Here is a 12,651-nt window from a genome sequence, read left to right on the forward strand (position 1 = left end):
TCCCCTCACTTCTTTCCCCAGCTGGTGCAATGCCAGCGACTAAGGAGACTAACCCATGCTGAACGCTGTTGGTGTTCCCCAAAAGATTCTGCTGCTCGGCGGCACCTCGGAGATCGGCCTCGCCATCTGCGCCGAATACCTCCACCGTGGCCCCGCGGAAATTGTGCTGGCCGCCCTCCCCGGCGACCCCGTCCTCGCCGACGCTGTCACCCAGATGGAGGAGGCCGGCGCCAAGAAGGTCACCACTCTGGACTTCGACGCCACCGCCTTCGACACTCACCCGGCTGTGCTGGATAAGGCCTTCGAGGGTGACGATGTGGACGTCGCCATTGTGGCCTTCGGTGTGCTGGGCGATAACGAGGAACTGTGGCAGAACCAGGCGAAGGCTGTGCAGGCCGCCCAGATTAACTACACCGGCGCGGTGAGCGTGGGTGTGCTGCTGGGCCAGCATATGAAGGCGCAGGGCCACGGCCAGATTATCGCCATGAGTTCGGTGGCAGGCGAGCGGGTGCGCCGCAGCAACTTCGTGTACGGCTCCACTAAGGCTGGCCTGGATGGGTTCTACCGGAACCTGGGTGAGGCTTTGGAGAAGGACGGTGTGCGCGTATTGGTGATTCGCCCCGGCCAGGTGCGGACTCGTATGTCTGCCGGTGTGAAGGAAGCGCCGCTGACGGTGAATAAGGACGATGTGGCGCGGATGGCGGTGACGGCGGTAGATAAGCGTAAAACGCTGATCTGGGCTCCACCACTGTTCCGCCTGGTGATGGTGGGCCTGAAGCATATTCCGGCGCCGCTGTTCCGGCTGCTGCCGATCTAGACTGCCGTCGATCTGGGCTGCGTCGGTCTAGCCGACTGCTTGTGTCGTTCTCGGTAGCTTCTTTGGTTTGAGACAAATAGTTGTGGTGCCCCTCCTTGTGGGAGGGGCACCACAACTATTTTTGTTTGTCTGCGTGACTTAGCAGCCTACATACACAAGGTGTTATGCAGCGAGGGCGAAGTCAGACTTGACGGCCTTCTTATCGGTTTCCTTGCGGTTGAGGCGAGGAGCGATAACGAAGCCGTAGATGAGCATGGCGACAACTGCCAGAACTCCACCAGCGAGACCGCCAGCAATGCCGCCGAGGACGCCACCAACGGGGAGGGTAACCACAGCGGTAATGCCACCAACAACAAGGAAGGCGACAATAGCCGGGAACAGGCCAAGGGAGCAAACCAGGGTGAAGACGCCGAGGAACAGGAACGCTGCAAGAGCGAACACCGGAATGGAGAGCAGAGCGATCACACCGGCAATACCGAAGAGGAGGCCAGCGATGACCAGAACGAGACCCGGCAGCAGGCCGAGACCCAGGAGGACCACACCTGCAATAAGGAACGGGGTGGAGAAACCACCGGATGGCAACTCTCCAACAGCCGCAGTCGGGATAACGCCGAACGCGATAAGAATTAGGATGATGCCGACCGGCACCCACAGAGGCAGGGTGAGGAGCATGAGGCCTGTCACGATTCCGCTAACAGCGGCAACAATGCCAGCCACTACAATGGTCAGACCAGCGACGAGAGCAACCAGGCCAGCCGGAACCGACACGATGTTGAAAGAAGCGAGCAGGAACGGAGCTTCAACGAGAAGCGCGGCAGCAGCGCCAGCGAATGCTGCTACGGCAGCGCCAGCGAGAGCACCAGCCCCTGCACCCGGAACAGCCAATGCCGGGATAGCGAGCAGCGGTACAACGTAGGGGACAACCTTAAGGACCATATCCAGGGCGCCGTTACCCTTGGGGTCTTGCGGGTCTGCCGGGGTATTCTCGGCCTTCACCAGAGTGGAAAGGCTCTTCGCGGAGAAGTCCTTGGTAGACAGGATGTCACGACCCAGCAGGTTGATGGAGTCGGACAGGAAGGTAAGAACGTCGCTTGCAGGGACAGCCGGGCTTGCGGGGGCGTCCTTGATGGCACTATCGAGAGCGTCCACCACGTGAATTGCCGGTACCTGCACAGGTGCGGGAGCTTGTGCTGCTTCCTGTGCATTTGCCACTCCACCACCGAGGAGGAGAGACAGAGCAGCTGTTGCGACAGCAGCTGCGCCGGGAATCATGAATTTCTTCACGAGAACTCCTAGAGAAAAGTTACATGCGCTCGTGCGTATGTCGATGCTAATACTAACACCACTTATTTAGTAAGTGCACAAATTTAACAGAGCGCAAATCCGGTGTTCGCCTTAATATTGGACAGTTGACCAAAGTTTACCCACTGTTCCCTAGATGATGACGAAAATGACACAGAGTGTCTACCCAGCGTCACATCCAAGAACCCACTACCCGTCTTCCCCGTCCCCGCACACGCCACCAACCAAGTAGAATTTAACACAGCCGCACCCCCACCCAAGGAGCAGCATGAGCACACCCCCCACCACCCAGCGCACCCGCCAAAACATTCTGGCCATCAGCCTCCTCGTCCTCCTCTCCCTGCTGGGCGGCTTCCTCCTACCACTGCTCCTCCTCTGGGTACTCACCTTCACCAACTTCCCAGCCTTCGGCAACAGCAACTTCATCCGCTCCCTCACCACCGTTACCCAAGTCTTCTTCTGCCTCACCACCTTCGCCGGCGCCGTCTGGGCCTACGCTGGCCGCCTCCGCACCCAACGCGGCGACAACCCCCGCTTCTGGTCCACCCACTTCGGCCCCGGCCTCCTCTCCTCCCTCTCCGTCGACGGCTTCGTCACCGTCTCCCTCGGCCTCCCCCTCGCCGCCACCAAGCTCTACCTCCACGGCATCAGCGGCGACCAAGCCTTCCGCACCCAATACCTCACCCGCCTCACCGACAGCCCCGCCCTCCACGACATGGCCTACCCAGACATGGCCCCCTACTACCCCAGCGGCTGGTTCTGGTTCGGCGGACGCTTCGCCAACCTCCTCGGCATCCCCGGCTGGGAAGCCTTCAAACCCTGGGCCATCATCTCCATGGCCCTCATGTGCAGCCTCTTCACCGCCATCTGGTGCATCATCGTCCGCCCCGAACTCGGCATCATTGTCGGCATGGTGACAGCCCTCGTCGCCACCACCTACGGCAGCACCGAACCCTACGCCGCCATCGTCGCCATGGCGCTCCCCCTCGCCTTCGTCCTCAGCTGGCACGCCATCCGCCCCTACCGCGGCGCCGCCACCAAAGGCCGCTTCGCCGCCGGCGGAGTCGCCGCCATCCTCGGCATCAGCGCCTGCACCTACACCCTCTTCACCGCCCTCGGCGCCGTCACCCTCATCCTCATGGCGCTCATCGTCACCATCCACCGCCTCTGGGTTGACCGCCAAGAACTCCGCAAACTCGCCGGCAAAAAAGTCAAAAGCCCCGGCAGGACCGGCATCAGCCCCGACCCCATCAAACTCCGCAAACTCCGCCGCCATATCTGGCAGCCCATCATCCGGCTCATCGTCATTGGCCTCGTCTCCCTCGCCATCGCCCTCATTCACTGGGGCTACTACCTAATCAGCGCCATCGGCCAACCCCGCAGTCACAGCGGCAGCGCCCTCCACTACCTCCCCAGCGACTCCGCCACCGTCCTCCTCCCCATGTTCAAGAGCGACGCCATCGGCCTCCTCTGCCTCATCGGCCTCGTCTGGCTCATCGTCACCATCCGCAGCAGCCGCATCGCCCAAGCCCTCACCATCGGCATCATCGCCATGTACCTCTGGACCCTCGCCTCCATGGGCTCCGTCCTCCTCGGCATCACCCTCCTCGGCTTCCGCGTCGCCCTCCCCCTCACCCTCACCTTCGCCATCGCCGGCATCTGCGGCATCTTCGACGCCACCCACCGCATCATCTCCGTCGCCGTCCGCCACGTCGTCATCGACGCCACCACCTCCCCCGACAACAACGCCACCCCCCTCGTCCTCAACGGACAAACCCCCCGCTACGCCGGCACCACCGACACCGAACCCAACACCCCCGCCCTCATCCTCCCCGCCGCCTTCACCTCCATCGACCCCGACGTCCGCCGCTCCTACAGCGGCCCCAACCAACCCATCCACGTCCGCCGCACCGCCCGCACCATCCAAGCCGTCGTCGCCACCATCACCCTCCTCATCGGCATCGGCTTCGCCCAAGACATCCCCACCTCCCTCAGCGACGAAATCCAAATGGCCTACACCGACACCGACGGCTACGGCGTCCGCGCCGACCGCTTCCCCGCCGGCATCGCCTCCTACTACCCCCAAGTCAACCAAGCCCTCCTGGAAGGCGCCTCCACCCGCCAAGGCCACCCCGCCCACGCCAACGACATCATCGTCCTCACCACCGAAGAAGCCCTCCTAGCCTACTACCCCTACTGGTCCTTCCAAGCCATCAGCCCCCACTACGCCAACCCCCTCGGCCTCTACGACAAACGCAACGAACTCATCGAAGACTGGGCCCTCGCCACCAGCCCCCACGGCCTCCTCCGCAAACTCCACGCAAGCCCCTTCCCCACCCCCAACGCCTTCGTCTTCCGCCGCGACGGCGACAACTACTCCCTCCTCCTCAGCGAAGACGTCTACCCCAACCAACCCAACGTCCACGACTACACCGTCTCCTTCGCCGCCAGCATCTTCCACTCCCGCTGCTTCCTCATCAAAGAAATCGGTCCCCTCGTCGCCGTCACCCGCATCTGCCAAACTCCCCAAGAAATGTCCAATGACTAGTACCCCGAACTAGTACTCTGAAGCCATGACCATCCAGAATCGCATCCTCGCCGCCACCACCACCGCCCTCCTCATCCTCACCGGCGCCAGCGCCCTTGCCACTGCCGACACCATCCCCGAAGGGCCTTTCGGCCCCCACAATCCCTTCGCCAAAGACGCCAAAGACCTCAGCTGGGGCAACAAAGACATCCCCACCAGCAGCCAAGTCCGCCGAGAAATGAAAGAAGGCAAACGGCCCCAATGCACCATCGGCCTAGCCGGTAACGAAGCCACCGCCAACTGCGTCAACAACACCGGCACCCCCTTCTTCGCCGCCGTCAGCACCACCTGCGCCACCAAAGACGCCAACGGCATCCCCACCGCCAAACCCGTCAACGCCAGCTTCGCCATCCCCGCCCACAGCAGCGGAGCCGGCATCGCCCGCTGCCAACCCGGCACCACCGCCCAAGGCATCAGCCTCACCGGACCCGTCACCCGCCACGAAGCCGAACTCATGCAGAAAAACCCCGCCGAGGTCGCCGTCAAAGCCTTCCTCTAGCGGGAGCTAGCAGGAGCCAGCAGGAACCTCCTCCGCAACAGGGAACCTTTACCTCCCCGGCGGCACTCACCGACTAGGCTAAGAGCGTGACTACCAGCACCCCCACGCCCCACGACGCCGCCCCGGCCCCCCAGGACGCCACCACCACTGGTGATAGCACCACCAGCGGTAACGACATCAGCCCCGCATCCCGCCGCACCCGCCGCCGCACCCGCCGCCGCATCGCCATCGCCGCCACCCTCACCGGCATCCTCGGCTTCCTCCTCGCCCTCGCCTCCGCCGTCCTCCCCGTGCAGCAAACGGTCGCCACCATCAACTGGAGCCAGACAAAAGAACCCACCGGCATTGTCTCCCCCCTCGTCTCCTACCTACCGCAAAACCTGGTCGTCACCCTCCCCTGTGGCAGCGTCACCGACGCCCCCACCAACAGCCTCCTCTTCTCCACCATCCCCGCCAGCTCCGCCGACGCCGGCAGTGAAGGCCTGCAAATTCGCCGCGCCCCCGACGGCGCCGGCACCGACGCTCTCTCCATCACCTCCCGCAGCCACCTCCTCTTCTCCATTCCTGTCGCGGAACTAGCCAACCAACCCGCCAACTGCTACATCACCACCACCATTCGCCCCGACGCCGCCCCCTCCGCCCCCTCCGTCTATGTTGAAGCAACCGGCAACACCTTCCCCATGCCCGGTAGCAACGGTGACGGCACCACCAACACCAGCCCCGTCGTCGGTGAACTCGCCACCGACTCCACCACCCGGCCACAGGTCGTCGGCATCTTCACCACCCTCCCCCGCGACGCTCGCATCCCCGGACTCGCCGCCACCATGGTGGTAGACACCCGCTTCTCCACCAGCCCCACCCCCCTCAAAACCGCCCTCATGGCCATCGGCATCCTCGCCAGCCTCGCCAGCCTCCTCCTACTCTGGCGCATCGACCGGATGAGCCGCCGCTACCGCCGCGACGCCCTCGCCCTCCGCGAAGACGCCGGCGAAAACCCGGCAGACCTCACCACCACCAACGCCGTGGGCGAGATCATTGACCCCAACCCCACAGCCGCTGCCGCAGATGCTGGCGGCTCCACCCAGCGCACTGCCCGGCGCAAGCAGAGCCATAACCGCGGCCGTACCGGCGTGTGGATCACCGACGCCGTCGTCACCCTCCTCCTAGTGGTCTGGCACTTCTTCGGCGCCAACACCTCCGACGACGGCTACCTCCTCAACATGGCCCGCGTCGCCGACCACGCCGGCTACATCTCCAACTACTACCGCTGGCTCGGCTCCCCCGAATCACCCATCGGCTGGTACTACAGCATCCTCCAAGGGCTCACCACCATCAGCACCGCCAGCCCCTTCATCCGCATCCCCACCCTCCTCGCCGGCATCGCCAGCTGGTTTATCATCTCCCACAGCATCCTTCCCCGCCTCGGCGCCGCCATCCGCACCAACGCCGTCGCCTACTGGACCGCCGGCATGCTCTTCCTGGCCTGCTGGATGCCCCTCAACAACGGCCTCCGCCCCGAACCCATCGAAGCCGTCCTCTTCATTGCCTGCTGGGCCCTGGTCGAACGCGCCATCGCCCGCGGCAGCCTCCTTCCCGGCGCCCTCGCCATCCTCGCCGCCACCTTCGCTCTCGGCGCCGGCCCCACCGGCATCATGTGCCTCGCCATCCTCTTCGCCGGGTTCCGCAGCTACTGGCAAAACATCCGCATGGGCATCTACACCCTGCGCTCCGCCGGCACCCCCAAAGGCCTCGCCATCACCGGCGTCTTCGCCCCCATCCTCGCCACCGGCTTCCTCATCCTCTACACCGTCTTCGCCGACCAAACCCTCGGCGCCATGCGCGAAGCCATCCGCGTCCGCACCGAAATCGGCCCCAACCTCGGCTGGTTCGAAGACAAAGCCCGCTGGATCGCCCTCTTCGGCATTACTCCTGACGGCTCCGTCACCCGCCGTTTCCCCATCCTCATCATGCTGCTCATCCTCGGCATCATGATCTACATCATCGCCCGCCGCACCCCCATCGCCGGCCTCTCCACCCCCGTCCTCACCCGTGTAGCAGGCATCAGCATCGGCTCGCTGCTCCTCCTCGCCCTCACCCCCACCAAGTGGACCCACCACTTCGGCACCTTCATCGGCATCGTCGCCGTCGTTGGGGCAGTTGGCGCCGTCCTCATGACCAACCGCGGCATCGGCATCGCCCGCAACCGCTGGCTCGCCGCCGCCGCCGTCACCGCCGTCACCGCCCTCTCCTTCACTACCAACAACGACTGGTGGTACGTCAGCCAATTCGGCATCCACACCAAACACGGTGGCCAAGACTTCCCCACCTTCCTCGGCAAAGCCTTCTCCACCTGGTTTCTGGCGCTGGCCCTCCTCTTCCTCCTCATCGCCGCCCTGCTGCACTTCTTCCCCAGCATCGACCGCACAGCCACCACCACCAGCAACACCGCCATCCGCAACACCACCTCCTGGCTCGCCCGGCAACCCCTCATGCTGGCCGTCCTCAGCACCTTCGTCGTCGTCTTCAGCATGGTCTCACTCCTCGGCGCCTTCATCCAGCGCTACCCCGCCTACACCGTCGGCTCCGCCAACCTCGCCGCCATCAAAGGCAAACCCTGCTCACTCGCAGACCAAGTACTCGTAGAACCCGACCCAGGGCGTTGGATCCTCCAGCCCGTTGACGGCAGCAACCCCACCGAAGCCCTCGCCGGCACCCTCCGCGACGGCTTCACACCCGACGGCCTGCCCGACACCATTGACGACAACCAAACCGAAATCAACACCGGCGACGCCGTAAAAACCCCCGACCGGCAAAACCACAACATACCCCCCTTCGGACTCCCCCACGACGTTCCCATACTGGGCACCTACCGGGCCGACAACCAAGTCTCCGCGCACCTCGTCTCCAACTGGTACCGGCTCCCCGCCCAACGCGACGACAGCCCACTACTGGTGCTGACCATCGCCGGCAGCCTCCCCGCCAACGCTGTACAGCTGGAATGGACGACGGATCCACTTCCTACCCCCAGCACAGCCGCAAACACCAGCACGATAAGCGCCACCAGCACTGCCGGAGCCACTGCCACTCCTGACAGCAGCTATAAGGTTGCCGGCACCCTCACCCCCATGGACCCCGGCCCCACCCCCAGCTGGCGCAACCTCCGCGTCCGCCGCCCCCACGACCTCCCCGCCGACGCCACCGCCGTCCGCCTCGTCGTCCACGACACCTCCCTCGCCACGGACAAGTGGATCGCCGTCACCCCACCACGCGTCCCCCAACTCCACACCCTCAACCAGGTGGTTGGCACCACCGACCCCGTCCTCATCGACTGGTCCGTCGGCCTCGCCTTCCCCTGCCAACGCCCCTTCAACCACCGCAACGGCATCGCCGAACAACCCAAGTGGCGCATCCTCCCCAACGGGCCCAACGTCGAATCCGCCAACGCCTGGGAAGACCGCTTCGGCGGCGGCCCCCTCGGCTGGACAGACCTGCTCTACTACGCAGAAAACGTCCCCACCTACCTCAACCACGACTGGATGCAAGACTGGGGCGCCCTCCAACGCTTCATCCCCCGAGATCCAAATGCACTACCAGCCACCATCACCGTCACTCACAAGGACGTCAACGGCCTCTACACACCCGGCACCATGCGCGACACCCCACCAACGCCCAAGCGCACCTAAACGCAAGTAGACGCTAGTAAGTGGGCGCACGAAAAAACACCCACAGACAACCAAAATACTGACCAGTAGCCAGTGACCGTACCGAAACAGTGTGAGTAGACTGGCTCTATGAGAGACAAAACACAAAAATCGCAGTATACGCGCTAGGCGCATTCATGACATTCGCCGGCGTGTCGCACATGTCCTTCAGTCGCGAAGAATTCCAAGCACAAGTCCCCAACTGGATACCCTTCTTCTCCAAGGATGCCGTCGTTCTCGGCTCAGGAGTTGCCGAAATTGGGCTTGGCCTAGGGCTTCTCGCACTCCCCAAGAAGCGCCGCGAAGTAGGCATGGCTCTAGCAGCCTTTTACACCGCCATCTTCCCCGGCAACATCGCCCAATACGCAGAACGCCGGAACGCCTTCGGCCTCGACACCGACCGCAAACGCTTCATCCGGCTACTCTTGCAAGCCCCCCTCATCGCCGCAGCCCTACACGCCGCAGGGATCCCCGCCGAAAACGAGGAACTACCCACCGGCAACTAACAACCACAACAGCGGATTAGCCGCTGCCATCGGCAAAGCCATAGTGGGTGGAACCACCACCGTTCTCTACTCATAGGACGTAGCCCGCAACGAAGAAGGATTCCAGCAGGTAGACACCAAGAAATACCCGGCTGGCTACCATCTAGTCGGTGATGTACTCAACCACACCAACGGGGACATTATGGAACTCCCCCAAAAATCCTCAACGGAACCTACAAAACCACCTGTCACGGTAACCGTAAATGATGCAGCGGCTACCGTGGTAGGTGTTGTGCGGGTACGCGCGATGCACACCCCAACACGACCGGAGTAGCTACCCCCAGTGCGCGCCGCGAGCAAACACACTGCAAATTAACACGATGACCACTCTAAAGCTATAAAGTGCAACACCGAAAAGTTACAGTTGACCCACAACACCACAAAAGACAAGGGAGGAACGGTCATGAAGTTATTGTCACGGTGTGTAGCCGCTGCCTGTGCGACTCTCCTCACGCTAGCGTCATCCGCCACTGTGTGTACGGCTGAGCCCATCCCAGAACGCCCTGACTATGTTCCTTCGTGGTTGTGGGCTGCTCTTTATGACAGTAAGGCCTACCCCTCCCTCAACCCGGATGACTTCATTGTTGTCAACGGCAAAAACGTCTACATTGGTTTCCACTACACCACTGGCTATACTTTCGACTGCGACATGGGGGCTCCTTGGGAAGAGGAGGGCGACCGCGGTATGGCATGCCTGGGCGATATGCCCACCATGGGGGCACTTCCTTTAACCCGCAGCACCTACCCCATCCCGTCCAATAACCACCGTATTCTCACCCGCATCTCCATGAGCAATGATAGTCTTCCGGTGCGGGCGGAAGCCCCCGCCTACGTCGGCGACCCCACCTTCTACGACAACACCCCCCACTTCCCCGCCGGCCACCGCCTCTACATCCCCAAAGCCGACCCCAAAAAATTCAAAGAACTCTACGGCTACGACGAACAATACAACCGCGCCCTCGTCTGTGTCTCCAAAGACACCAACAGGTTCGGCTGCCTCCGCACCGACAACCACGGCTTCTACCTCGACCAATACGGCACCCACACCTTCTAACGAATGAATACCCTCGACGCATGATTCGACATACTAAGTTCTTTAGCGCAGTAAGAAGGATGCCAACGACCTCACAAATTACACTCCGTTAGGCAGTCTCCAAGCTATGGCGACAGTATTACAGTAGACAACAAGAGGGACTATCAAATCCTGTTCCCTGGCTCCCCCCAGCAGAGGCTTCCATTGTGACAAAGCTAGCTTTTCCCCGAACGCTCGCAGCGTTGGCAGTAACTGTTGCTCTCGTACTCTGTCAGGCGGGCACTCCTAGCCAGGCGGACACTCTCAAGCAGGTCAGCGCCCCTGCCCCCAACCAAGCCCAAACGTCCCACTCCCCCTACCCCAGCACCATGTTCCCCGCCGACAGGATCCTCACCCGTCGCCAAGCCGAACACATGCTGCGCACCGAACTAGCAGACCTCCTCCACACACTCAAAATAACCAACGCAACCCCACCCAAAATAACATTGGAGCCCAGTTATCAATCTGACGAGAAGCCCGATAGACCCACCAATAAACAATCGTGGCTTGAAGCATACTTCGATATACACAGATACCTGGACGAGACCGGTAAAGGCATCCAATACAAGGACGCCGTCCGACTCACCAAAAACTCTCAATGGACCACGTACACGGGGGGATACCTTATTGATGCCCATTTCATTAATTCAGCGGGTACCGTCCAGTGTTACCTCACTATTGACTACTCGCGTATTCCTAACGAGGATGATCGTCCTAACTATCAGGCCATGACCTGTTTGACCGGCTTGTATATCGTGAGAAACGGGCGCTTGAAAGAGGTACCGCCGCAGCGCCGGAACTCACGTAAGTACTCCTGGAGACGCTCCCCACACCAAACACGCCTATGGAAGACACACGCTAACCGAAGAAGACTACAAACGGTCGCGGAATTCGTCCACGCCCTGAATGGTACAAACTTTGACGGCTTCTATACGCTCGGCCCCATGTCTGAAATTACTTTCGGATTCGCAACGAACGTAAAGACGTCCTTGGTCGAGGACATTCTAAGAAAAGCGGGCTGGCGCATAGATGTGTACACAGACCCGAAAGTAGGAGTTTCTGAATATACCGTTTTTAAAGGTCCATTACGCTGCTATTTTGAGGACTATCTCAGTATTAAGGATGACTCGGTAGACCCACCTCTAGACAGAGACCTGCTTGTCGACTGCACATCAATCGCATCAGACATCTTGTACAACCCATTCACGAGCATCCCCATCGACTACACCTTGTATATTGCGGCTAACACTATCGGCAGAGCGCTCCCCCGCCCAGTCTTCGATGACCTCAATCAAACCTTCAATCGGCCTGTTCTCTTCCAACCTGACGACCTCCCCGACATCAACTTCGCACCTAAACACGGCTGGTGGTACGAAACCGACTACACCCCCAGCTGGGCAATAACAGTAGACAGGTCATGGGGCGCCTAGAACATATCATGCCCGGTTTTCTTACTGCCCTTGCCGCCAGTGTTCTTGCTGGAGTGATGACGTTGTCCGCTACCGGATGCACGACTCATGTGCCGGAGAAACCGGAGAAGATTCCTCAAGTGATGTGGGATCTCTTGTGGGATCGGGACCAGTTGAAAGAAGCCGATAAAACCTTCTACCTCAACTCCTATAACGGGGTGGACTACACCACGTACATGTTCCGCAGCACCAACCTCTACCCCCTCGAATGTGATGCCAGCGGCACCGATCCCGCCGACGGATACCAGGTCTTTGGTTGCCAAGGCAAGGTCCCTCTGCCCGGAACACAATATGCTCCTCTTCTCAGCCCCATCCCGTCTACTCATCTCCCCACCGCCTACATGGGTGCCTCCACCGCACCGGAACCTGGTGCCATGTCCTTCAGCCTTCAACGCCCCGAACCGATGAATGCTTATGGTAAAGCTACTGAGGTCCTCCCTGTTGGCTCCAAGCTTGTCTTCCCTAAAAAAGACCCCCAAGCGTTCAAAAACGACGTCGAGTACTACTACGCGCAGCGTGAGCACCTCTACAACAGAAAACTCGTCTGCGCCGTCCCCACCCGCACCAGCATCGGCTGCATCCGCTCCGACAACCACGGCTTCTACCTCGACCAGTACGGCACCCACACCTTCTAGTCAGTAGCCGCAGCATCATATGAG

9 protein-coding genes are annotated in these 12,651 nt (G+C 61.4%); 8 read left to right on the forward strand and 1 reads right to left on the reverse strand.

What is annotated here, in order from left to right; all coding sequences use genetic code 11:
• Positions 1 to 55: 55 nt before the first annotated feature.
• A complete protein-coding gene (locus Q0X28_RS03490) occupies positions 56 to 817 on the forward strand; it encodes a decaprenylphospho-beta-D-erythro-pentofuranosid-2-ulose 2-reductase (protein WP_298576550.1) in 762 nt (253 codons plus the stop codon).
• A gap of 162 nt (positions 818 to 979) precedes the next feature.
• Here Q0X28_RS03490 and Q0X28_RS03495 read toward each other — a convergent pair whose 3' ends face one another.
• Positions 980 to 2,101, reverse strand: a complete 1,122-nt coding sequence (locus Q0X28_RS03495) for a hypothetical protein (protein WP_298576551.1) — start codon at positions 2,099 to 2,101, stop codon at positions 980 to 982.
• Positions 2,102 to 2,387: 286 nt separating this feature from the next.
• Between Q0X28_RS03495 and Q0X28_RS03500 the strand changes: the two genes are divergently transcribed.
• From Q0X28_RS03500 to Q0X28_RS03530, 7 genes are all read left to right on the forward strand, one after another.
• Entirely contained in the window at positions 2,388 to 4,667 is a 2,280-nt protein-coding gene (locus Q0X28_RS03500) for an arabinofuranosyltransferase (protein WP_298576553.1), read from the forward strand.
• 25 nt (positions 4,668 to 4,692) lie between these two features.
• Positions 4,693 to 5,205, forward strand: coding sequence for a hypothetical protein (locus Q0X28_RS03505; protein ID WP_298576555.1), 513 nt, complete (start codon positions 4,693 to 4,695; stop codon positions 5,203 to 5,205).
• An 86-nt stretch (positions 5,206 to 5,291) separates the two neighbouring features.
• Complete coding sequence (locus tag Q0X28_RS03510) at positions 5,292 to 8,888, forward strand: arabinosyltransferase domain-containing protein (protein ID WP_298576557.1); 3,597 nt, start codon at positions 5,292 to 5,294, stop codon at positions 8,886 to 8,888.
• A 155-nt stretch (positions 8,889 to 9,043) separates the two neighbouring features.
• Complete coding sequence (locus tag Q0X28_RS03515) at positions 9,044 to 9,412, forward strand: hypothetical protein (RefSeq protein WP_298576559.1); 369 nt, start codon at positions 9,044 to 9,046, stop codon at positions 9,410 to 9,412.
• Between the two features lie 442 nt (positions 9,413 to 9,854).
• Positions 9,855 to 10,505: a hypothetical protein gene (locus Q0X28_RS03520; RefSeq protein WP_298576561.1), complete on the forward strand. Its 651-nt coding sequence runs from the start codon at positions 9,855 to 9,857 to the stop codon at positions 10,503 to 10,505.
• 185 nt (positions 10,506 to 10,690) lie between these two features.
• Positions 10,691 to 11,953, forward strand: coding sequence for a hypothetical protein (locus Q0X28_RS03525; protein WP_298576563.1), 1,263 nt, complete (start codon positions 10,691 to 10,693; stop codon positions 11,951 to 11,953).
• An 8-nt stretch (positions 11,954 to 11,961) separates the two neighbouring features.
• Positions 11,962 to 12,627, forward strand: a complete 666-nt coding sequence (locus Q0X28_RS03530) for a hypothetical protein (RefSeq protein ID WP_298576565.1) — start codon at positions 11,962 to 11,964, stop codon at positions 12,625 to 12,627.
• The last annotated feature ends 24 nt before the right edge of the window (positions 12,628 to 12,651 follow it).

The sequence above is a fragment of the uncultured Lawsonella sp. genome, assembly GCF_947252745.1.
Taxonomy (GTDB): Bacteria; Actinomycetota; Actinomycetes; order Mycobacteriales; family Mycobacteriaceae; genus Lawsonella.

What these genes read in the sequence shown, in the direction of transcription:
- Q0X28_RS03530 (WP_298576565.1), top strand. Translation starts at nt 11,962, where the DNA reads ATGCCCGGTTTTCTTACTGCCCTTGCCGCCAGTGTTCTTGCTGGAGTG.
- Q0X28_RS03515 (WP_298576559.1), top strand. Translation starts at nt 9,044, where the DNA reads ATGACATTCGCCGGCGTGTCGCACATGTCCTTCAGTCGCGAAGAATTC.
- Q0X28_RS03500 (WP_298576553.1), top strand. Translation starts at nt 2,388, where the DNA reads ATGAGCACACCCCCCACCACCCAGCGCACCCGCCAAAACATTCTGGCC.
- Q0X28_RS03490 (WP_298576550.1), top strand. Translation starts at nt 56, where the DNA reads ATGCTGAACGCTGTTGGTGTTCCCCAAAAGATTCTGCTGCTCGGCGGC.
- Q0X28_RS03505 (WP_298576555.1), top strand. Translation starts at nt 4,693, where the DNA reads ATGACCATCCAGAATCGCATCCTCGCCGCCACCACCACCGCCCTCCTC.
- Q0X28_RS03520 (WP_298576561.1), top strand. Translation starts at nt 9,855, where the DNA reads ATGAAGTTATTGTCACGGTGTGTAGCCGCTGCCTGTGCGACTCTCCTC.